Below are 20,068 nucleotides of genomic sequence, written 5' to 3'. Positions count from 1 at the left end.
TCGCCCGCCGGCGCCTCAGCTCAGCAAGCCGTAAGGGCCGCCGCGCGCCAGCGCCCACTGGTAGGCCGGGCGCGCATGGATGCGCGCGAGCCACGCCATCAGCCGCGGACGGCTGTCGTCCAGCCCGCCGCGTGCGCGCGCCGCCTCGACCGGGAAGCTCATCTGGATGTCCGCGCCGCTGAACTCCGCCCCCGCGAACCACTCGCCCTTGCCCAGTTCGCCTTCCATGAAGTCGAGGTGCGCGCGGATGTTGGGCGTCACGAAGCCGGCCTTGGCCTTGCCGGCGATGCCCCTGGCGATCGGCCGGATGAAGAAGGGCATCGGCGCCTGCTCGATCTTGTCGAAGATCAGCTTGAGCAGCAGCGGCGGCATGGCCGAGCCTTCGGCGTAGTGCAGCCAGTAGCGGTAGCGCAAGGCATCCGCACTGCCGGCCGGCGGCACGAAGCGGCCCTGGCCGTGGCGCTCGATCAGCGTCTCGACGATGGCACCGGACTCCGCCAGCACCAGGCCATCCTCCGTCGTCACCACCGGCGACTTGCCCAGCGGATGCACCCGGCGCAGCTCGGGCGGCGCCAGCATCGTCTTCGCGTCGCGCTGGTAATGCACGATCTCGTAGGGCAGCCCGAGCTCTTCGAGCAGCCAGAGGACACGCTGCGAGCGCGAGTTGTTGAGGTGGTGGACGGTGAGCATGGCGGCGATCGGCCGATCAGGCGCTGAACAGGAAGTTCATCACGTCCCCATCCTTGACGACGTATTCCTTGCCTTCCGCACGCATCTTGCCCGCGTCCTTCGCGCCCTGCTCGCCTTTGTAGGCGATGAAATCGTCGAAGGCGATCGTCTGGGCGCGGATGTAGCCCTTCTCGAAGTCGCCGTGGATCACGCCGGCCGCCTGCGGGCCGGTGTCGCCGATGTGGATGGTCCAGGCGCGCACTTCCTTCACGCCGGCGGTGAAATAGGTCTGCAGGCCCAGCAGCTTGTAGGCGGCGCGGATCAGGCGGTCGAGGCCCGGCTCGTCCTGGCCGATCTCGGCGAGGAACATCTTCTTGTCCTCGTCGTCCATCTCGGCGAGTTCGGCTTCGATCTTGGCGCAGATGGCGACCACGGGCGCGCCCTGCTTGGCCGCGTACTCACGCAGGCGATCGAGATACGGGTTGTTCTCGAAGCCGTCTTCCGACACGTTGCCGACGAACATCGCCGGCTTGGCGGTGATGAGCGTGAACGACTTGACCAGCGGCTGCTCTTCCTTGGTGAATTCCAGCGCGCGCACCGGGATGTTCTCGTTCAGCGCGGCCTGGCAGCGCTCGAGCAGGCCGACCAGCTTCTGCGCGTCCTTGTCGCCCGAACGCGCGACCTTGGTGTGGCGGTGCAGCGCCTTCTCGACCGTGGCCAGGTCAGCCAGGCAGAGCTCGGTCTGGATCACCTCGATGTCGGAGATCGGGTCGACCTTGCCGGCCACGTGGATCACGTTGTCGTCGTCGAAGCAGCGCACCACGTTCACGGTGGCGTCCGTCTCGCGGATGTGCGCGAGGAACTTGTTGCCCAGGCCTTCACCGGTGCTGGCGCCGGCCACCAGGCCCGCGATGTCGACGAACTCGACGATCGCCGGGACGATGCGCTCGGGCGAGATGATCTCGGCGAGCTGCTGCAGGCGCGGGTCGGGCACCTCGACCACGCCCGTGTTGGGCTCGATCGTGCAGAACGGATAGTTTTCCGCCGCGATGCCGGCCTTGGTCAGCGCGTTGAAAAGGGTGGATTTACCGACGTTGGGCAGGCCGACGATGCCGCATTGCAAACTCATGGAGGTCCTCTGGAATCAACCGGCGATTTTAGGGCCGGGGGTGTTTGTCGCTTATTTGAAGCGGTAGTTGGCGCCAACCGTCTGCCCGACCTTGAGCAGGTGCTCGATGCCGTCGACCACGATGCAGTTCATGCCGAAGGTGATGGCGCCGTCGACGCGCGCGTTGGCGCGGTAGCTGCGCAGCGTGTCGCCGACCTCGGGCGTCGAGATCGCCGTCGCCGGGTCGATGTCGGGAATCGGGCAGCGCGGGCAGGGCTTGGCCGGCTCGATGCGCGCGCCGCCTTCGGCCGTGGCGATGTGCATCGTCTCGACGCGGTCCTCGTCCTGCGCCTCGACGCCCGCGAGCACGATGTTCGGGCGGAAGCGTTCGATGCCGACGGCCGCGTGGCCGGCCGCGACCAGCTTTTCGTTGAGCTCGTCGAGCGACTTCTCGCTGGTCACCAGCAGCGGAAAGCCGTCGGAGAACTGGTTCTGCGCCTCGACGCCCTTCGTCCAGGTCAGGTTCGACAGGCGCTTGTGCTCGGGGTCGAAGCGCACCAGGCGCAGCGTCTGCGGCTTGCCGGGTTCCGAGAGGAAATCGCTGAACCATTGCGCGGCGACGTCGCCCATGTCGTAGGCCGCCACCTCGTCGCGCCAGACCTTCACGCGCACCGGCTTTTCCACGCGGTCGAAGGCGATGTGCAGCGCCAACATGCCGGGTGCCCGCAGCACCATTTCCATCTGCTTCATCTGCGGGCGGATGAGCGCCATGCGCGGGAGTTCGCGCTGGCTCACGAACGTGCCGTCGGCGCCGACCACCATCCAGGCGCGGTCGAATTCCAGGCCCGTTTCGGTCAGCAGCACTTCCGGCAGTTCGACGCCGGCGCAGGACTTGATCGGGTAGACGAAGAGGCGGGCGATGGTGGCGTGGAGATCAAAAACGGAATCGGTCACGGTCGGGTCCTCGGCGGCGAAGCCGCGATTGTCCTCGGTCCGCCGACGAGTGGGAGCCCGCTCCTACAATGCCCCGATGGCCCTTCCCCCCGAGGTTTGCATTCGCGGCGCCGGCATCGTCGGCCGCACGCTGGCGCTGCTGCTCGCCCGTGAGCGCATCCGTGTCGCCCTGGTTGTTGCACCGCCGCCGGCCGCCGCCCACGAAGACGTGCGCGCCTACGCGCTCAACGCCGCATCCAGAACCCTGCTCGAATCCCTGCGCGCCTGGCCCGACGCGGCCCACGCGACGCCGGTGCGCGAGATGCGCGTGAACGGCGACGACGGCGGTCGCGTGTGTTTCAGCGCCGCCATCCAGAAGGTCGAGGCGCTGGCCTGGATCGTCGATGTGCCCGCGCTCGAGAAGCAGTTGGTCGACGCCGTTCGCTTCCAACCGCAGATCGAGGTCGTCGAGGCCCCGGTGCCAGCCGCGCTCACCGTGGTGTGCGAAGGCAAGGCCAGCGCCACCCGCGACGCACTGGGCGTGAGCTACGCCGTGACCCGCTATCCGCAGCACGCCATCGCCGCCCGGCTCGACGCCGAGCGCCCGCACGACGGCACCGCCCGCCAGTGGTTCAACGACAAGGGCGAGATCCTCGCGCTGCTGCCGCTGGGCGGCCCGGGCGGGCGGTCCGTGGCGCTGGTGTGGTCGGTCGACCAGTTCCGCGCACCGGAGCTTCTGGCATCGAGCGCCGACGACTTCCAGACCGCATTGCGCGAGGCCAGCCACGACGCGCTGGGTGCCCTCACCCTGACCAGCGAACGCGCGGCGTGGCCGCTGCAGCGCGCCATCGCCGACCGCTGGACCGGGCGCTTCCCCGACGGCAAAAGCTGGGCGCTGGCCGGCGACGCGGCGCACACCGTGCATCCGCTGGCCGGCCAGGGCCTGAACCTGGGCCTGGCCGACGTGTCGGTGCTGGCCGAGGTGATCCAGTCACGCGAGTACTGGCGCAGCGTGGGCGACCCGCGCCTGCTGCGCCGCTACGAACGCACCCGCCGCACCGACGTGCTGTCGATGAGCCTGGCCACCGACGGCCTGCAGCAGCTGTTCTCGCACGGCACCGATCCGCTGCCGGCGCTGCGCAACTGGGGCATGCGCGGTTTCGACCGCACGCGTGTCCTCAAGCAATTCATCGTCCGCCAGGCCATGGGCCTGAACTGAACCCGATCACCATGAAAACACTTCGCATCCTCTTTGCCGCACTGGCCCTGGGCAGCACGCTGGCGGCCACAGCCGGCGAAGCCGAGATCCGCAAGAACCTGGCCGCGCGCGTGCCGATGCTGGCCAACGTCGACGAGGTGCGCAAGGCGCCGATGCCCGGGCTCTGGGAAGTGCGCCACGGCTTCGACATCTTCTACACCGACGAGCAGGGCAACTACCTGATCCAGGGCAACCTGATCGACGTGCAGGCGCGCAAGAACCTCACCGAAGAGCGGGTCGAGAAGCTCAGCGCGGTCGACTTCGACAAGCTGCCCATGAAGGACGCCTTCAAGATCGTGCGCGGCAACGGCAAGCGCAAGCTGGCGGTGTTCGAAGACCCGAACTGCGGCTACTGCAAGCAGTTCGAGCGCGAGCTGAAGACCATCGACAACGTGACGGTCTACCTCTTTCTCTACCCGGTGCTGGGCCCCGATTCGAACGTCAAGTCGCGCGACATCTGGTGCAGCAAGGACAAAGCCAAGACCTGGACCGACTGGATGACCGCCAGCGTCAAGCCCGAGACCGGCAACTGCGACGCCGCGGCGCTGCAGCGCAACGTCGAGTTCGGCCGCAAGTACAACATCACCGGCACGCCGACGCTGATCTTCACCGACGGCACGCGCACCCCCGGCGCGATCCCCGCCGCGCAGATCGAGAAGCAACTCACCGCCGCCAACTGATGACAGGCACCGCAGCGATCCACTACCGCGTCGAATGCGCGGACCGGCATGCCCACCTCTTCGCCGTCACGCTGACCATCGAATCCCCCTCGGCCCTTCAGCGCGTTGCGCTGCCGGTGTGGATTCCCGGCAGCTACCTGGTGCGCGAGTTCGCGAAGAACCTGCAGAACCTGCAGGCCACGCAGGGCCGGCGCAAGGTGCCGGTGACGCAGCTCGACAAGCACAGCTGGCAGACCGGCTGCGCACCGGACAAGCCGCTGGTGCTGCGCTACGAGGTCTGCGCGTACGACCACTCGGTGCGCACCGCCTGGCTCGACGCCGATCGCGGCTTCTTCAACGGCACCAGCCTGTGCCTGCAGGTCGACGGCCACACCGACGCGCCGCACGCGGTGGAGATCGTCGCGCCCAAGCCGGTGGCCGGCCAGGCGCGCTGGCACTGCGCCACGGCCCTGCCGCCGGTGAAGATCGACGCGCACGGCTTCGGCCATTACCTCGCCTCGGGCTACGACGAGCTGGCCGACAGCCCGGTCGAGATGGGCGTCTTCTGGAGCGCTGACTTCGAGGCCGGCGGCGTGCCGCACCGCTTCGTGGTGGCCGGCGCGCCGCCTTCGTTCGATGGCGAACGGCTGATCGCCGACACGCAGGCGATCTGCGAGACGCAGATGCGCTTCTGGCACGGTGACAAGGTCGGCAAGCGCGGCGGTGGCAAGCCGCCGCACGACCGCTACGTCTTCATGCTCAACGCCGTCGACGACGGCTATGGTGGGCTCGAGCACCGCCATTCGACCGCGCTGATCTGCACCCGGAACGACCTGCCGCAGCGCCACGCCACGAAGCAGCCCGAGGGCTACACGACGCTGATGGGCCTGATCAGCCACGAGTACTTCCACACCTGGAACGTGAAGCGGCTGCGGCCCGCGGAGTTCGCGCGCTACGACTACACGCAGGAGAACTACACCCGCCTGCTGTGGTTCTTCGAGGGCTTCACCAGCTACTACGACGATCTGCTGCTGCGCCGCGCCGGCCGCATCGACGACGCCACCTACCTGCGGCTGGTCAACAAAACCATCAATCAGGTGCAGCAGGCGCCGGGCCGGCTGGTGCAGTCGGTGGCCGAGGCCAGCTTCGACGCCTGGGTCAAGTACTACCGCCAGGACGAGCAGACGCCCAACCAGACCATCAGCTACTACACCAAGGGCGCGCTGGTCGCGATGTGCTTCGACCTCACGCTGCGGCGCGAGGGCAAGGGCTCGCTCGACGACGTGATGCGCCTGCTGTGGACGCAGAGCGACGGCGGGCCGATCGACGAGGACGACATCGCTGCCGCGCTCGAGACGGTGGGCGGCCGGTCGTACGCCACCGAACTCGCGCACTGGGTGCATGCCGCCGAGGAACTGCCGCTGTCGGACCTGCTGCGCGCCCACGACGTCGCTGCGCTGGACGACCCGGCGCAGCGCGCCCAGGAACTCGGCCTGCGCGTGGCCGAAGCCAACGGCAGCGTGCAGGTGAAGATGGTGCTGCGCGGCGGTGCCGCCGAGAAGGCTGGCTTCTCGGCCAACGACGAATGGATCGGCATCGAACTGCCCGCCACCAAGGGCCGCCCGGTGCAGGGCTGGCGCCTGTCGAAGCTCGACGACCTGGCGCTGTACCTGGGCGAGCACAAGAAGATCACGGCATTGATCGCGCGCGACAAGCGGCTGCTGCGCCTGACGCTCACCTTGCCGACGGGCGTCACCACCTGGCGCCTGTTCGCGCAGGACGCCGCCAAGCTCTCGGCCTGGCTGGCCTGAACGCCTAACTTTCGATCGGTTCGCCGCGCCGCACGAAGCGGATCGGCCGCGCCTCTTCCTGCCCCACCATCACGCAGGGCTTGCCGGTGCGCCGGCAGTGGTCCTGCACGCGCCAGTAGGCGCCGTGGCTCATGCAGCCGGTCTGGCAGATCACCAGGTCGGCGGCGCGCAGGCTGGATTCGAGGGCGGCGGCATCGGCGTCGTCCTGGCCGTCGTGGTGCAGGTAGCGGCCGCCGGCGATCTCGACCAGTTGCCGCGCCACCGCCGACGCCTCCTCGGCCCGGCCGACGCACAGCACGGCCTTCTCGCGCAGGTCGGCCGCCGGGGCCGTGCCCCGTGCCCGGCGGCGCGACGGCGCGAGCAGCGCATGCACCCGCTGCGGCAGGGCCGCGCCGGTGGCCGCGCGGGCCGCCAGTTCGTCGCGCACCAGCGCCAACGCCGAATCGCGCACGATCAGCGCCGCGTGCAGGCGCACGATCTGCGCGGCCTGATCGGCCAGCAGGCGCGAGCAGCGCTCCTGCGCCCGGGCATAGGCGCGCAGCAGGACGGTGGTTTCTTCCATGGGCGACTCCATATCGAGCAGTCATTCTAGATGCGAATTATTCTCAACAAGAAGGCCATCCACTTGCTGCCGTGCTGGGTATAGTGGCCCGCATCCCCCGCATCCATCCACCCCTCACGGAGACAGCATGAGCTACGAGAACATCGAAGTGCGCACCGAAGCCGGCAAGGTCGGCATCGTCACCCTCAACCGCCCGAAGGCCCTGAACGCGCTGAACGACGCGCTGATGACCGAACTGGGCGAAGCGCTCAAGGCCTTCGACGCCGACCCCGCCATCGGCTGCATGATTGTCACCGGCAGCGAGCGCGCCTTCGCCGCCGGCGCCGACATCGGCGCCATGGCCAAGTACAGCTTCGTCGACGTCTACAAGGGCGACTACATCACCCGCAACTGGGAAACCGTCCGCAGCATCCGCAAGCCGGTGATCGCCGCCGTGAGCGGCTTCGCGCTGGGCGGCGGCTGCGAGCTGGCGATGATGTGCGACTTCATCATCGCGGCCGACAACGCCAAGTTCGGCCAGCCCGAGATCAAGCTGGGCGTGATCCCCGGCGCCGGCGGCACGCAGCGCCTGCCGCGCGCAGTGGGCAAGAGCAAGGCGATGGACATGGCGCTGACCGGCCGCATGATGGACGCCGCCGAAGCCGAGCGCGCCGGCCTGGTCAGCCGTGTCGTGCCCTTCGAGAAGCTGGCCGACGAGGCGCTGGGCGCCGCGCTGGTCATCGCCGACTTCTCGCAGGTCGCGGTGATGGCGGCCAAGGAATCGGTCAACCGCGCCTTCGAGAGCGGCCTGAGCGATGGCGTGATGTTCGAGCGCCGCCTGTTCCATGCGCTGTTCGCGACCAACGACCAGAAGGAAGGCATGGACGCCTTCATCGCCAAGCGCAAGGCCGCGTTCACGCACAGCTGACGCGCAGCCGCCGGCCCGGCCGGCGAGCCCCGGTCAGCGCGCTTCTTCGAGCGCCTGGCGCAGCGACGACAACGCGCCCGCGCCGGGCTGGCCGGTGCCGGGCGGCACGCCCTTCTCGCGCCAGCGCACCTGGCCGCCGGCCAGTTCGAGCACCCCCAGCACCTCGCCGTCGCGTTCCAGTGCGACGCGCCAATCGACCGCACCCGTCAGCGGCTGCGAGCCCACACCCGCCAGGGCCGCCGAGCCCACCAGGCCGCCCAGATCACGCGCTTCGGCGCGGGGCAGCACGCGGCTGTCGGCACCGTTGCGGCTGATGCGCAGCTGGGTCCATTGGGCCAGTGCATCGAAGGTCGGTTCGGGCGTGGGCGCCGCAGGTGCAGGTGCAGGTGCAGCTGCGGGGGCGGCCATGCCCGCCGCGCGCGGCGGTGCCGATGCGGCCGGCGGTGCGGTGCGCATCGCCGCACCGGCGGGCGCCGCGCTCGTCGACGGCGTCGACGGTGCGGCTGGCGCCGGTGGCCATTGCACGGGCGGCGGCAGCGGCGGCTCCGCCTTCATCTTGGCCGCCTCTTCGCGCGCCAGCGCCTGCTGGGCACGCTCGACCGCCTTGTCGGCCGCGAGCGTGGCCTCGCGGTCGGCCGCCGCCTGGCGAGCCAGGCGCTCCTGTTCGCGGTCGCGTTCGTCGAGCGCGCGCTTGGCCGTTTCGGTGACGGCGCGCGATTCGGCCAGCGCGGTGTCGAGCACGCTGGGCGGGGGCGGCGTCGGCGGTGCTTCGGCGGGTTGGGATGCAGGCGCTGGCGTGACGGGCGTCGGCGGTGCTGCCGGCACCGGTGCGACCTGGCGCTCCTGCATCGGTGCGTCCGGCTCGGCGCCGGGCACCGGTTCGCGCTGCCACATCACCGTGACCAGCACGCCCACCAGCACGGTCGCGAAGGCAGCATTCCACGGCATGCGCGAGCCCGCGCCGCCGCCGATGCCGAGCAGCCGTTGCCACCACGGCCGCGCCGCACCGACCGGGCCGGCGGGCAGCGACGGCGCCACCGCCTCATGCGCGAGCACGCGGATGGACTGGCGCAGCGCCGCATCGGGCGTCGCCGCCTGGTCGGGTGCGTGGTCGAGCACCTGCTGCAACAGCGGATCCTGGAGCGCGCCGTCGTCGACACCACCCAGGGCATCGTCCCGCTCATCGTCCCACTCGTCGTCCGGCAACTTCGGATCGCTCATGCGCCCTCTCCCAGCACCGTCAGATAGCGCGCCATGCAGCCACGCAGTTTCTTGAGCCCATAGCGCAGGCGGCTGCGGACGGTCTCGAAGCCGACGTCGAGCGCCGCGGCCATCGCCTCGACGGTGAAGCCGTCTTCGTGGTGCAGCAGGAAGGCGGCGCGCTGGTCGTCGGGCAGCTCGTTCAGGCAGGCCAGCAGGCGGCGGCCGGCCGAGCGCCAGAAGGCTTCGTCCTCGGCCGACGGGTGCGCCGCATCGACCGGCTGGCCCTGGCCGTTGAGCAGCCGGCCGCCCACGCGCTGCACGGCGTCGAGCCCCTCGTCGTGCACATGCACGACCATCTGCCGGCCGCTCGCGCGCAGCCGGTCCATGGCCAGGTTGTGCGCGATGGTGAAGGCCCAGGTGCGCCAGGCCGCGCCCTGCGGCGAGAACGAATCGCGCGCCGTGATGATGCGCACCCAGGTTTCCTGGAACACCTCGTCGACCTCGGCCGCCAGGCGCAGGCCCAGCAGCCGCCGCACGAAGCGGAACAGCGCGCCTTCATGGCGCGCGTAGAGCACGTCGAAGGCGCCGGTGTCGCCGCCGGCATAGGCCAGCATCAGTTGGTCGTCGGGCATGGCGTCAGGGGGGACTTCGGCAGGCTCGACAGCGTCGACAGGCACGGGGGAAAGCATGGGCAGATTCTCACCTCAGCTTGTACGGCTGCCGATCGGGATCGGGGTTAGCGCCTTTCACTTTTCTTTTTCAGCGACGAACCCCGCGAGCGAATGCCGGCCGTATCAGCCTGCATCCATCACCACGGAGTCGTCGATGACCCAAGCCCCTGCTCCCGCCGCCTCACCCCGCGCACGCACCGTGCGCCGCCCTCGCGCGCTGATCGCCGTCCTGTGCGCGCAGGTGCTGCTGAGCGCCTGCCACGCGACCGGCGTTTCACCCACCGGCGCCGTCTGGCCCGAGCCGATGCCGCCCGAGCCCACACGCACGGCATCGCCCTGGCCGACGAACGCGGTGGCGCGCACCGTGCCGAACTTCCAGGCGCCGTCGGCCACGCATTGCGCGCGGCCCATCCAGACGCGTGACGTGCCCGGCTTCGATCTGCAGCAGCCCGCGTCGAACCCGATGCGCGGCCATCTCGCGGAGAGCCGCATGGAACGGCTGCGCGAAGCACACAGCAAGCGTGCCGACGCCGGCATGGCGCTCGAACATGCCGACGCCATGCCGGCCCCGCCGCCCGCCCCCGTGGCCGCATCGCCCATCGCGCGCGAAGCCGAGCCCGCGTCGATCCTGCCCATGCCGCCGCGCCAGCGCCCCACGCCCGTCCAGTCGCTGCCCGTGACCGCCGGCATGGTCGACGACAACGCCGACTTCGGCGAATACCTGCGCTTTCGCGAACGCACGCAGGTCGCCCACCGCGCCCGCGACGTGCGCGAGCGCTACCTGCTACAGGTGCGCAATGCGCGCGGCACCGTCGTGCCCGACGCCGAAGTCGCCGTGACCGCCCCCAGCGGCGCCACCCTGTGGGCCCGCACCGACGCCGGCGGCCGCGCCTGGCTGCACCCCGACGCCGTCGACACCACCCGCAGCGCGATCTACGAAGTCGCCGTTCGCAAGGACGGCCGCCAGACCAGCGCCTTCCTGCGCCGCGGCCAGAAGAGCGCGGTCGACGTGGTGCTGGCCGACAGCGCCGCCCCGGCGCGGGCGCGGCTCGACCTCGTCTTCCTCATCGACGCCACCGGCTCCATGGCCGACGAGATCGGCCGCCTGAAGACCACGCTGCGCAGCATCGCCAACGAGGTCGCGCAACTGCCCAGCCGCCCCGACACCTGCTTCGGCCTGGTGGCGTACCGCGACAAGGGCGACGAGTTTCTGCTGCGCAGCCACGACTTCACCAACGACCTCGGCGCCTTCCAGGGCATGCTGAACGCGCTGCAGGCCAACGGCGGTGGCGACTATCCCGAAGCCATGAACGAAGCCCTGCACGAGACCGTGCACCGCCTGAGCTGGCGCGGCAGCGGCGCCACCCGCATGGTCGTGCTGCTGGCCGACGCGCCGCCGCACCTGGATTACGGCGGCCCGCAGTACGACGACGACATGCTCGCCGCCCTGGGCAAGGGCATCAAGATCTTCAGCGTGGGGGCGAGCGGGCTCGACAAGCAGGGCGAGGTCGTGCAGCGGCAGATGGCGCAGTACACCGGCGGGCGCTTCGTCTTCCTCACCTACAAGGAAGCCGAACGCCCTTCGAGCGGCCCGGGCCGCGAGACCGTGCACGACGTGAGCAACTACTCGGTGCAGACGCTGGACCGGCTCATCGTGCGGCTGGTGAGCGACGAGTTGGCCCAGTTGCCGAAAGGCGGTTGACGAGCCTGCCACCGACCGGGCTATAATCTCGGGCTCGGCTCTTTAGCTCAGTCGGTTAGAGCGATGGAATCATAATCCACAGGTCCGCGGTTCGAATCCGTGAAGAGCCACCATTTTGGTAAGTCGTTGATTTTAAAGGGAAAAATCAAGGCTTGATTCGTGAGGTGAGACGGTCAGTGACACGGTCTCCCCAATGAACAGACTACCGAACGTGCTGAAATCCCGGCACGGCGTCTACTATCTCCGCATTTATCGCAACGGCAGCGAGGTGCGCACCTCCCTCCGCACCAAGGACTGGGCCACAGCTAAACTGCTGGCCCTGAACTTCCACCTTGGCCGCGCCATGCCCCTTCGCAAGCTTGATGTTGAGTTTCCATCCGGGTTCAAGATCTCCAATGTCCACACGGCGGACGACTACGAACGACTGAAGGAACTGCTTGAACGCGGCGATTTGCAGCAGTTCCTGAAGGAAAGTACGGCGCACATTGCAGATGTGCAGGCCCACCTCGGAATCGCGCCCACGGACGCCGCCACACCGCCGCCCGCTCCGGTTGCCCCTGCCAAGGCAAGAACGAAAATCTTCAGCGAAGTCGTCGGCCTCTATCTCGCGGAAAAGAAGCTGGACAACACGCGCAAGACCATTGAAGAAAAGCAGTCCACCTACAACGAGTACGCACGGCTGTTCACCGATGCCGACATGAACTCCATGAGCGACGAGCAGGCCACCAGCTTCAAGAACAGGATGATCTCCGACGGCGCGAAACCGCCGAGCATCAACAAGAAGCTGTCGTACATGAAGGACCTCTTCAGCTACGCCATCAGGAACAAGCTGTATTTCAGCGCGAACCCGTTTGACAAACTCGGCGTTTCCAGCAAAGCCAAGATTCAGGCGGCAACGCAAAGCTATCGCGAGTTCACCGACAGCGACTTGAGACTGATTTTTGAGAACCCCGGCTATGCCGAATACATGAACGAGCCGGACTACCTGTGGGTACCGTTTCTTGGGCTGTACACGGGCGCTCGCATTGAGACACTCGCCAACCTCAAGGTTTCGCAGATTCAGAACGAAGACGGAGTCTGGCTCTTGGACATTGACAAGGACAAGAACCTCAACTCCATCCGAAAGATTCCGCTGCACGAACGCGTCGTGGAGTCAGGTTTTTTGAAGTACGTGGAGACAGTCAGAGCGGCGGGACACGTTCAATTGTTCCCGCACATCAAGCCCGGCAAGAATGGCTACTCGCGCAACTGCTCGCGCCGATTCGGCCAGTACCTTGACCTCGTTGGTATCAAGGAGTCACGCAAGGTCTTCCACTCGTTCCGCGTCACCTTTATCAACCGGATGACCAACACGGGGGTGCATCCTGCCATCCTCATGGGCATCGTGGGGCACTTCGAACAGAAGCGCGTTGATTTTTCGAGCCCGCACTTTACGAACTATCAGAAAAAGAAGCCGATGGAGATCTTGAAGGAGGCCATCGACAAGTTGGAGTACGACATCAAGTTTTCCGCACATTGAAGCTGCCGGCCTGTTTCAGCAAATAAAGAAGCCCGCGATTGCGGGCTTCTTGCTTCTAGGCCGGTTGGCAGACTCCATCGCCCACTTTTGGCTACAAGATCCCCGGCAGTACAACCGGCTTCGGCTTCTTCGCCTTCCACGGCTCATAGACGGTTGTATCCGATCCCATGCTGGCAAGAAGCTGCGCCGCTTCCTCGTTGCCGATGTCCTTCGCATAGGCATAGAGGTTCGGCGGAGCGGCAGGATCGGCGTTGGCCTGCACCGTGCTTGCCTTGTTCAAACCGTAGCCGTGCTGCACCAGCAGTTCCAACTGTTCCTTCATGCGAGGCGACCTGTTCGCAATGACGGACACGGCAAACGAGGTGCGGCTGCTGTCGTGGCTGGAATAGATGCTCATGCCGCCGCGCAGGAACAGTTCCAGTGCCCGCAAATCCCCGATGCGCGAGCTTCTGCGCAGGCCGTCCTCGCTCCATTCCACACCGATGTTGCGAAGTTCGACCCGTGGGTCATCGCTCTTGCCTGCCTCCATCCGGTTGAGCGTCGTTTTGATGTCACCCGTCTGCTGCTCCAGCCGCAGCAGATTGGATTGCAGCGCCTTCGCGTCCTCCGAGGTCGCAGCGATGTAGCCGCCCTGTGCCGCATGCCTTGAGCTGGCGACCGCACCAACCGAGAACGCACCCGCACAGACCCCGGCACACAACACCATGCTCGCCGGAATGACCCGGTTCGCAGGCGTGTTGACGAACTTCAGAACGACCAGGCCGACGAAGAACAACACCACGACAGCCGCCACATGGTTCATGTACGGGAAGTACGGCCGAACGAAGTCCATCACGGGCACCAGCACTCCCGTGCCGATGAACATCGTGGCGTTGATCGGTCCGAGGTGATCCGTCACCTTCTTGCCGAAGCTCACATACAGGTACTTGGGCATGGCACTTCCTCAAACCTTCGTGCCGCCCATTCCGGCGATGCGAAAGCAATCGAGCAGCACCGGAACGTAAAGGACCAGCCCCATCACCAGCAGGAAGAGCCCGAACCCGATGTTGAGGTTGAAGGCCATCGCCGTGATGGAAAAGTGCAAGGCGGTGAAGAAGAGCAAGCCACCGACAGAGAGGTTGTAGTACCGCGTGTCGTCACCGACCTGCACCGCCATCACTTCCCTGCGCAGCCCACCTGTCATCCACAGCTTGGTGGGCAGTTCGGTTTCGATCCCGTCCTGCAAGAAGTTGTTCAGCTTCCTGCTGACCTTGAGATTGGTCAGCGTCTTGTCGCCGATCTGGATGAGCGAGTACTTGACCACCTCGGCTCTCATGTTCACGGTGGATTCGCCCAGCCGCTTGAGCTTGCCTTCAATCAGTTTCATGGTGCTCTCCTTCAGTTTGAAACTTGCTTGATGACGACGGACGCCTTGGGCGTGCCGATGGGGTTGGCGTAGAGGGTGGCAAGCACCGGCCAGAATGCCGGACCGATGGGACCGTCGTCGTCGCCGAAGCCCTTGAAATGCGCACCCAGCCCCAGTGCATGGCCGATTTCGTGGATGACGATCTCAGGCGATGCTGTGCACTGGGGGTTGTCCAGATTCACATAGAGCCGTGCCGAGATCTCACCTGGTGCGAACATGAAGGTGGAGGGGTAGCCGCCATCAAACGGCGCACGGGCGACGTTGGCACAGTAGGACTGCGGATTGGCACCGGTAGGCAGGTAGGACGTGCCCTGACGGAAAACGATGCCGCGCGTGATCGCTGCTTCGTCGGCGGTGGCGATACTGGTGCGGTCAAAGACGACAAACCCGAGCTTCGCTTCAATCGCGTCCATGGCGGGAACCGCACGAGGCTCGCCGTTGGTCTTCACGGGGATGGGCAGGTTCCAGCGCTTCACCACGCCAGCGAAACGGGCGCTCCACGGAAAGCCTGAGCTGGCGATGTTGGTGGCGTCGGCGAGCGCGAGAACTTCGGCGTCTGGAACGGCTGGGGTTGTCGCCACCGGCGTGACCGGCTCCGGTGTGGTCACCGGGTCGGTTACCGGAGTGGTGACTTCTGGTGTCGTAGCCACCGGGGAGGATGAGCCGCCATCGCTGCCACCACCTCCACACGCCGTGAGCACGAACGCCGTGCCAGCCAAGAACACCAGGGCGGCTGCCCTCCTCAAAACTGTCTTCTTCATCTGAGCTTCCTTCCAAGCTTGGGTGGCACCATGCCAACCCGCCGAAGGATCGTAGCTCGAAATGGTAACCATATCCCGGCTTATCTTTCCCTGTGGAGTTTTATACATGAGACGCGGACCATCTGCACATGGTCAAGCCCGTCTCCCTAGACAAACCGAAGGTGCCCGAACTGGTTGCTTTCGGCGAGGCCGTGCGGCGCCGTCGCAAGGAGCTGGGTTACTCTCAGGAAGGCTTTGGCGATGCCTGCGGGATTGACCGCAGCTACATGGGCGGCATTGAACGAGGCGAGCACAATCTGGCGCTGGTCAATATCCTGAAAATCGTCAACGCGCTCGGCATCCAGCCATCGGAATTCTTCACGGACCTAGACAAACCCACGAAGAAAAACAAGAGCAAACTGCCGTAACGAACGACGAGAACCGGCTTGAAGCAGTAGGCTATTCATCGTCTGCTCGCACCAACGTCGACTCATCGCGTCATTGCTATTCAGGAAGCCGACGTCTTGATTGCAGCATCAAGGCAAGCGGCGGTTGTAGCGTTTGGCTCCCAGTCGGACGCACAGCTTCGCCGCCCGCTCACCTTCAAATTAACGTACGCATATGAAGTACCCCGGCCAACCAAAAGAGCCACCGTCCTGGTACCGAGACCGAGGGCCGTCCCACATTGAGGAAGTGTTCGCAAAAAATCTTGAGGACTTGGCGGATGCAATCCAAGCAGAGCACTGGTTTGGCGATCCGGAGAAACACAGTCGGTACAGGGTGGATTTCTTGTTCAAGGATGCGCGACTGGTCGTCGAACTTGATGGACATGAGTATCACTCGACCAGAGACCAACTGGAGAAAGATGCGGTTCGTCAACGATATCTCTCCCGGGCCGGATACACAGTTATAAGATTCACAGGACGGGAAATTCATAGGGATGCCCAACAATGCGTCTCCGAAGTTCGCACCATCTACAGAGAACGAATACAGCGAAGCCCGTTGAAGCATCGGGTGCTGTACATCGACTACCCGTTCCTAAGACGCGAGATGTTAAGCGCGCACCATTTCTACCGGGACTTACATCCTGGCAGGGCTCTGGTACTTACACCTTTGGATGAATTCATTCCGCACGCCGTTCAATGGCTGCACGAGAAGTCGTTCATTGCGGCCTTCATCTTCTGTTCGCCCGAAGATTTGAGCGAGTTGGAAGCACTGGATGGTTATGTCAAGGAATACGAGAAGGGTGAGGTGCGATTGAACGTAATGCCCGGATTGATCTACTCACTGGACCTTGGCGAGCATCTTCAGAGCTTTTCTCACCTGTTCGACGAGTACTACCTTGTGGCAGATGATCCCGTTTATGTGACTCCGCTGCGCTCAGTTCTCCCGAAGGAACTAACTAAAGGCACGATCGGTGTGCAGTCCCGCAAGCAGCTCCCGAATGGGAAACTGCTACGCAAGGGCAATCACGAAACTGCGTTCGCCGGTACTGATTTGGCCTATGTTCGGTGGCAAGATATTTGGTACCCGATCGCGTCCTCCATGGGACTGCGGCCCCACGAAATGTGAGACGCTGCCCGGCGATGTTCAGGTGATCTGTCCACCGTGGACAAACACCCAGCGGCAGCCCCGTCCGCTCGCAGCGTTCCCAGTGGACGAATGCTGAGCCCCTGTCGTATCACACCTTCAGCTTCATCACCGGCGCCTCGTTGATCTGCCTTACCTTCGCATCCTGCAACTGCTGCTCCAGCCGCGCCATCTGTTCCATGAGTGCCATCAATCGCTGTTGAGCCTTCTTCGCTTCGTCCGGTGTCGTCGCATTCGCCATGTCGGCTACGGCGGCATTGATGGACTGCTGCAAGGCACCGATGGCTGCCTGAATGCTGTTGATCGTGTCCATCGCCGTGGACGGCTTCGGTGTGGAGACCGTCGTTCCACTGTCGCGCATGGCCTTCATGCGCTGGGTCGCCTGTTCGGTGCTCGCGATCACCGGCTTCTTGACATGTTCGTCGTCTGCCTGCTTGGCGGTGGTCATCGCGTCTTCCACGATGCGTTCGGTGTGGGGTGTCTTCTTGATGGGCATGGGTTTCTCCTTTGTTGTTGCTCTTGTGAAGTTGGCAGGTTTCAGCGTTGCTGAGGCGCTGCCGGCGCCTTGGGTTCTTGGGAACGTGCGAGGGGTCAGGTAAGCCTTGATGTTGAAGGCTCGCCTCTCGCTGACCAGGGTGTCCAGGCTGGCCAGGGCTTTTTGATATTCGGGCACGGTCAGCATGACGGTGCCGGGCTTCCCGCTCTTTGGCGGATTCAAGGAACGGTAGTCGGTGCCGGCTTCAAACAACGGGCCGCGAAGCCGCATCGCCTTCGTCGCGCCGGGCATCTTGACCGAGAGGTAGTCCTGTCCTTGCCGTGTGACCGTCACGCCGAGTGCGTCATCCAACCACTGCACCAACTCTTTCCTGTTATTCACTTGGCCGGCCTGGACCGCCTGGACGATTTCCTGTTGAATGAGATGGGTAGAGCGCCGTTTGCCCTTGCTGCTGGGTAGCTTCCGGTCAGTCACCGAAATGGCGGCGCGCATCGTATCGGGCACAACCTGTCCATAGCCCAGCTCGTGGTTCGTCACCTGGGTGAAGGCTTCGTACAGGGCGAGATTGCGAGCACCGGGCGGATGCACATTGAGGCGTTTTCCGCGACCGCTGGCAAACTCCACCATCGGCACAACGAAGTGGATTTCATCGTTCCCCTTCTCTCTGTGCAGCACGAAAAGGCTGTTGAACTGACGGTCAGACAGGCCCGGCGCCACGGCCTTCTTGAACGAGTCGATCACCTCATACATCTGCGCACGGGTCGGCTTCTCATCGTCCCGGAATGCCAGCACGCCGGACACATAACGGTGCTTGCGCTGGATGGCGTTGATGACCGAAATGGTCGTGGCGGGATGACCTTCCAATACCTCGGGCGCGACATCGCGAGGCTGGCCGGCATGGTCCTTCATGCTGAGCAGATAGTTCACCGGCGCTTCGCCATTGGAAGTGCCTGATTTGAAGATGCGGACGATCACGCCGCCTCCGCAGTTGCCGCAGTGCTCTCCTTCGTGATGCGCTTCAGGTTTTCTTCGGCAAGGTCCAACACCTGCATCATGACCATCAGCATTTCCTCGTCCAGCGGCTCGCCTTCGGTGAGGTGACGGGCGATCTGGTTCACATGGCCCGCGATGTCGTTCAGTTCGGCCTGGCAGGCCAACAGGATGTGCTGACTGCTCGACGGTGAGTCGGCATCACTGCCATGGACTGCTTGCTGGCGAACATACTGCGCGACACTGCCGAAGCCCTGCGACAAGGCACGGGCGCAGATGGTGGCGTGCTCGTCGGGCGAGACTCTGGTTTCCACGCGGCGGGTGCGCAGATGTTGCTGTCCATCGTGTCCAGCTTGTCCGGGCTGTTGCTTGATGATGTTCTCGGCGACCTCGTGATGGTCAGCGGTGGTGATGATGTTGTCGTTCATGGCGGCGTCCTTTCTTCTTGTTGTTATGTGCCGTACCGGCGCACTATTGGAGCGCCAGCGGGGGTGGAGACGACAGGGGCATGGGCGGGGAACCCCCCATCAAGGACATGTTCGCCTTCGGCGGAAATGTTGACCTTGCTTCCTCTTTCGTTTTCTCTCACTCCCTGATTTCATTCAAGCAGATTCGGACGGGAATACAAGAGCCGGTGAACTGATTCCGACCAATGGCATGATCTGAGGATGACTGGCACGGCTCAATTGTTGAGAAGAAAAATTGAGTCCAACCTGTCCAGGCTGGCCAAGTGATTTCGCACTTTCACTCCCCAACCTTCCCTGCGCAGATTACCTGCTACCGTCCTGCCTCGCCACCGTCCTACCTATGAACCCATGCAGTTTCAGCCTCACCAGAAACTGTTCTCATTTTTCCCCCGAACCGCATCCACTCCACTCTTCCATAGGGCGATTCCCCTCACTTGCTTGAACGGACCTGCGCTGATTGTTGGCATTGGTGATGATGCGAAAATTTCACGCCCACACCTGATCCAGATTCTTCGCCGCCAGCAACTTCTCCCGCAGTGCATAACGCGACGACTGCATATTTACCTCGCTGCTCTCCGGGCGAGGGATCGGGACGATCGGAGTTGCCGACCCTTTGAACTTGATCATGTACTTACCCGTATCGTTGTACGGAACGATAGCGTCGATCTCGGCGATGTGCGTGATGGCGGCAACGGGGGCTACCTGATAGGCCGCGATGAACTTCAGCTTCGAGATTTGCTTTACATTGATCCGAACGGCAAACCAGCAGTGCTCGTTCAAGAAGCGTTGCTTGAACCCTTCCTCGCGTGCCGGAACAACGATCGTGTCAAACTTATCGATCTCTGAACCGACAGGCTGCACCTGATCGCTAAGGTCGTCCTGCTTGAGCGGTGTGAACGCATTGATTCCAAGCATCGGCAGAATCAACAACATATCAGCCAGAAATGCTTGGGCCGTTGCCTTCGCTGCTGGGGCCATCGTCGGCGCAGTCGGGTTGTTCCTGTTCAGAAGAATGGCCCGGTCATGCTTTTTGGCCAGTGCAACCAATGCCGATTCCAGGTACTGAACTTCCGTCTTGCCGATCTTGTGATTACGATCGAAGAAGTAGACGCCCCACACCCAACCCTCTTTGTTTGAGACGTGATTCTTCAAGCGGTCACCGATAGGATCAGCTTCGCCAATGTAAATTGTCTCTTCAGCAGCATTGCCCACGAGGATGTAGATACCGGCTTGGAAGAAGCCCGGCTCCTGTTTCAACAGATGGAACAGCTCCCTGTTGAAGACGACTCCGTAGCCGGACCAGTTCGACTTGTCTAGGTGCCGGATGCCTTCGGGATCGCCAGTGGTTGCGAAAAGTGTGATGGAAAAAGGTTGCATC

General features: G+C 64.6%; 20 protein-coding genes and 1 tRNA gene. 9 read left to right on the top strand and 12 right to left on the bottom strand.

Going from position 1 to position 20,068, the window contains the following annotated elements; genetic code table 11:
• Positions 1-15 precede the first annotated feature (15 nt).
• Genes N8A90_RS05005 through N8A90_RS04995 form a run of 3 tightly spaced genes read right to left on the bottom strand, consistent with a single transcriptional unit; the run spans position 16 to position 2,731 of the window.
• A complete protein-coding gene (locus N8A90_RS05005; protein ID WP_262073543.1) occupies positions 16-690 on the bottom strand; it encodes a glutathione S-transferase in 675 nt (224 codons plus the stop codon).
• A gap of 16 nt (positions 691-706) precedes the next feature.
• Complete coding sequence (gene ychF / locus N8A90_RS05000) at positions 707-1,798, bottom strand: redox-regulated ATPase YchF (protein ID WP_262073542.1); 1,092 nt, start codon at positions 1,796-1,798, stop codon at positions 707-709.
• A 51-nt stretch (positions 1,799-1,849) separates the two neighbouring features.
• Positions 1,850-2,731, bottom strand: a complete 882-nt coding sequence (locus N8A90_RS04995; RefSeq protein WP_262073541.1) for an MOSC domain-containing protein — start codon at positions 2,729-2,731, stop codon at positions 1,850-1,852.
• A 76-nt stretch (positions 2,732-2,807) separates the two neighbouring features.
• Between N8A90_RS04995 and N8A90_RS04990 the strand changes: the two genes are divergently transcribed.
• Genes N8A90_RS04990 through N8A90_RS04980 form a run of 3 tightly spaced genes read left to right on the top strand, consistent with a single transcriptional unit; the run spans position 2,808 to position 6,438 of the window.
• Positions 2,808-3,929: an FAD-dependent monooxygenase gene (locus N8A90_RS04990; protein ID WP_262073540.1), complete on the top strand. Its 1,122-nt coding sequence runs from the start codon at positions 2,808-2,810 to the stop codon at positions 3,927-3,929.
• A gap of 11 nt (positions 3,930-3,940) precedes the next feature.
• Positions 3,941-4,648 (top strand): DsbC family protein, encoded by a 708-nt coding sequence (locus N8A90_RS04985; protein WP_262073539.1) that lies wholly within the window; start codon positions 3,941-3,943, stop codon positions 4,646-4,648.
• Positions 4,648-6,438: a M61 family metallopeptidase gene (locus N8A90_RS04980; protein WP_262073538.1), complete on the top strand. Its 1,791-nt coding sequence runs from the start codon at positions 4,648-4,650 to the stop codon at positions 6,436-6,438. Before N8A90_RS04985 ends, N8A90_RS04980 begins: the two co-directional genes overlap by 1 nt.
• Before the next feature lie 4 nt (positions 6,439-6,442).
• Here N8A90_RS04980 and N8A90_RS04975 read toward each other — a convergent pair whose 3' ends face one another.
• The gene (locus N8A90_RS04975; protein ID WP_262073537.1) at positions 6,443-7,000 is read right to left on the bottom strand and encodes a DUF2325 domain-containing protein; all 558 of its coding nucleotides are present in this window, start codon (positions 6,998-7,000) and stop codon (positions 6,443-6,445) included.
• 127 nt (positions 7,001-7,127) lie between these two features.
• Here N8A90_RS04975 and N8A90_RS04970 point away from each other — a divergent pair, with 127 nt between their 5' ends.
• Positions 7,128-7,907, top strand: coding sequence for an enoyl-CoA hydratase (locus N8A90_RS04970; protein WP_262073536.1), 780 nt, complete (start codon positions 7,128-7,130; stop codon positions 7,905-7,907).
• Between the two features lie 33 nt (positions 7,908-7,940).
• On the opposite strand, the gene N8A90_RS04965 is transcribed toward N8A90_RS04970, so the two are convergent.
• Positions 7,941-9,128, bottom strand: a complete 1,188-nt coding sequence (locus tag N8A90_RS04965) for a hypothetical protein (protein ID WP_262073535.1) — start codon at positions 9,126-9,128, stop codon at positions 7,941-7,943.
• Positions 9,125-9,742 (bottom strand): sigma-70 family RNA polymerase sigma factor, encoded by a 618-nt coding sequence (locus N8A90_RS04960; RefSeq protein ID WP_262073534.1) that lies wholly within the window; start codon positions 9,740-9,742, stop codon positions 9,125-9,127. Before N8A90_RS04960 ends, N8A90_RS04965 begins: the two co-directional genes overlap by 4 nt.
• A 193-nt stretch (positions 9,743-9,935) precedes the next feature.
• On the opposite strand from N8A90_RS04960, the gene N8A90_RS04955 reads away from it, so the two are divergent.
• The 3 genes from N8A90_RS04955 (at position 9,936) to N8A90_RS04945 (ending at position 13,002) form a co-directional block, all read left to right on the top strand.
• Positions 9,936-11,483 (top strand): vWA domain-containing protein, encoded by a 1,548-nt coding sequence (locus N8A90_RS04955; RefSeq protein WP_262073533.1) that lies wholly within the window; start codon positions 9,936-9,938, stop codon positions 11,481-11,483.
• 36 nt (positions 11,484-11,519) lie between these two features.
• Positions 11,520-11,596 (top strand) — tRNA-Met (locus N8A90_RS04950).
• Between the two features lie 80 nt (positions 11,597-11,676).
• Positions 11,677-13,002 carry a site-specific integrase gene (locus N8A90_RS04945; RefSeq protein ID WP_262073532.1) on the top strand — a complete coding sequence of 442 codons (1,326 nt, stop codon included), beginning with the start codon at positions 11,677-11,679 and terminating at the stop codon, positions 13,000-13,002.
• Positions 13,003-13,093: 91 nt separating this feature from the next.
• On the opposite strand, the gene N8A90_RS04940 is transcribed toward N8A90_RS04945, so the two are convergent.
• Genes N8A90_RS04940 through N8A90_RS04930 form a run of 3 tightly spaced genes read right to left on the bottom strand, consistent with a single transcriptional unit; the run spans position 13,094 to position 15,168 of the window.
• Positions 13,094-13,936, bottom strand: a complete 843-nt coding sequence (locus N8A90_RS04940) for a hypothetical protein (RefSeq protein ID WP_262073531.1) — start codon at positions 13,934-13,936, stop codon at positions 13,094-13,096.
• A 9-nt stretch (positions 13,937-13,945) separates the two neighbouring features.
• Entirely contained in the window at positions 13,946-14,368 is a 423-nt protein-coding gene (locus N8A90_RS04935; RefSeq protein WP_262073530.1) for a hypothetical protein, read from the bottom strand.
• Positions 14,369-14,379: 11 nt separating this feature from the next.
• Entirely contained in the window at positions 14,380-15,168 is a 789-nt protein-coding gene (locus tag N8A90_RS04930) for a hypothetical protein (protein ID WP_262073529.1), read from the bottom strand.
• A gap of 128 nt (positions 15,169-15,296) precedes the next feature.
• Between N8A90_RS04930 and N8A90_RS04925 the strand changes: the two genes are divergently transcribed.
• On the top strand, positions 15,297-15,575 hold the full coding sequence (locus tag N8A90_RS04925) for a helix-turn-helix domain-containing protein (RefSeq protein ID WP_262073528.1): 279 nt from the start codon (positions 15,297-15,299) through the stop codon (positions 15,573-15,575).
• Between the two features lie 193 nt (positions 15,576-15,768).
• A complete protein-coding gene (locus N8A90_RS04920; RefSeq protein ID WP_262073527.1) occupies positions 15,769-16,719 on the top strand; it encodes an endonuclease domain-containing protein in 951 nt (316 codons plus the stop codon).
• A 109-nt stretch (positions 16,720-16,828) separates the two neighbouring features.
• On the opposite strand, the gene N8A90_RS04915 is transcribed toward N8A90_RS04920, so the two are convergent.
• The 3 genes from N8A90_RS04915 to N8A90_RS04905 all read right to left on the bottom strand — a co-directional run bounded on the left by N8A90_RS04915 (position 16,829) and on the right by N8A90_RS04905 (position 20,067).
• On the bottom strand, positions 16,829-18,208 hold the full coding sequence (locus N8A90_RS04915) for a relaxase/mobilization nuclease domain-containing protein (protein ID WP_262073526.1): 1,380 nt from the start codon (positions 18,206-18,208) through the stop codon (positions 16,829-16,831).
• Positions 18,205-18,651, bottom strand: coding sequence for a plasmid mobilization protein (locus N8A90_RS04910; RefSeq protein ID WP_262073525.1), 447 nt, complete (start codon positions 18,649-18,651; stop codon positions 18,205-18,207). The genes N8A90_RS04915 and N8A90_RS04910 overlap by 4 nt, the downstream gene beginning before the upstream one ends.
• 525 nt (positions 18,652-19,176) lie before the next feature.
• Positions 19,177-20,067: a GIY-YIG nuclease family protein gene (locus tag N8A90_RS04905; RefSeq protein ID WP_262073524.1), complete on the bottom strand. Its 891-nt coding sequence runs from the start codon at positions 20,065-20,067 to the stop codon at positions 19,177-19,179.
• Position 20,068: the final 1 nt, after the last annotated feature.

The sequence above is a fragment of the Variovorax sp. N23 genome, assembly GCF_025486315.1.
In the GTDB taxonomy this organism is placed as follows: Bacteria; Pseudomonadota; Gammaproteobacteria; order Burkholderiales; family Burkholderiaceae_C; genus Variovorax.
The sequence above is the reverse complement of the archived record's forward strand: the minus strand, read 5'-3'. Positions and strand labels throughout refer to the sequence as shown.

Coding starts and splice junctions, on each gene's coding strand:
- N8A90_RS05005 (WP_262073543.1), bottom strand. CDS start 690: ATGCTCACCGTCCACCACCTCAACAACTCGCGCTCGCAGCGTGTCCTC.
- ychF (WP_262073542.1), bottom strand. CDS start 1,798: ATGAGTTTGCAATGCGGCATCGTCGGCCTGCCCAACGTCGGTAAATCC.
- N8A90_RS04990 (WP_262073540.1), top strand. CDS start 2,808: ATGGCCCTTCCCCCCGAGGTTTGCATTCGCGGCGCCGGCATCGTCGGC.
- N8A90_RS04985 (WP_262073539.1), top strand. CDS start 3,941: ATGAAAACACTTCGCATCCTCTTTGCCGCACTGGCCCTGGGCAGCACG.
- N8A90_RS04980 (WP_262073538.1), top strand. CDS start 4,648: ATGACAGGCACCGCAGCGATCCACTACCGCGTCGAATGCGCGGACCGG.
- N8A90_RS04975 (WP_262073537.1), bottom strand. CDS start 7,000: ATGGAAGAAACCACCGTCCTGCTGCGCGCCTATGCCCGGGCGCAGGAG.
- N8A90_RS04970 (WP_262073536.1), top strand. CDS start 7,128: ATGAGCTACGAGAACATCGAAGTGCGCACCGAAGCCGGCAAGGTCGGC.
- N8A90_RS04965 (WP_262073535.1), bottom strand. CDS start 9,128: ATGAGCGATCCGAAGTTGCCGGACGACGAGTGGGACGATGAGCGGGAC.
- N8A90_RS04960 (WP_262073534.1), bottom strand. CDS start 9,742: ATGCCCGACGACCAACTGATGCTGGCCTATGCCGGCGGCGACACCGGC.
- N8A90_RS04955 (WP_262073533.1), top strand. CDS start 9,936: ATGACCCAAGCCCCTGCTCCCGCCGCCTCACCCCGCGCACGCACCGTG.
- N8A90_RS04945 (WP_262073532.1), top strand. CDS start 11,677: ATGAACAGACTACCGAACGTGCTGAAATCCCGGCACGGCGTCTACTAT.
- N8A90_RS04940 (WP_262073531.1), bottom strand. CDS start 13,936: ATGCCCAAGTACCTGTATGTGAGCTTCGGCAAGAAGGTGACGGATCAC.
- N8A90_RS04935 (WP_262073530.1), bottom strand. CDS start 14,368: ATGAAACTGATTGAAGGCAAGCTCAAGCGGCTGGGCGAATCCACCGTG.
- N8A90_RS04930 (WP_262073529.1), bottom strand. CDS start 15,168: ATGAAGAAGACAGTTTTGAGGAGGGCAGCCGCCCTGGTGTTCTTGGCT.
- N8A90_RS04925 (WP_262073528.1), top strand. CDS start 15,297: ATGGTCAAGCCCGTCTCCCTAGACAAACCGAAGGTGCCCGAACTGGTT.
- N8A90_RS04920 (WP_262073527.1), top strand. CDS start 15,769: ATGAAGTACCCCGGCCAACCAAAAGAGCCACCGTCCTGGTACCGAGAC.
- N8A90_RS04910 (WP_262073525.1), bottom strand. CDS start 18,651: ATGAACGACAACATCATCACCACCGCTGACCATCACGAGGTCGCCGAG.
- N8A90_RS04905 (WP_262073524.1), bottom strand. CDS start 20,067: ATGCAACCTTTTTCCATCACACTTTTCGCAACCACTGGCGATCCCGAA.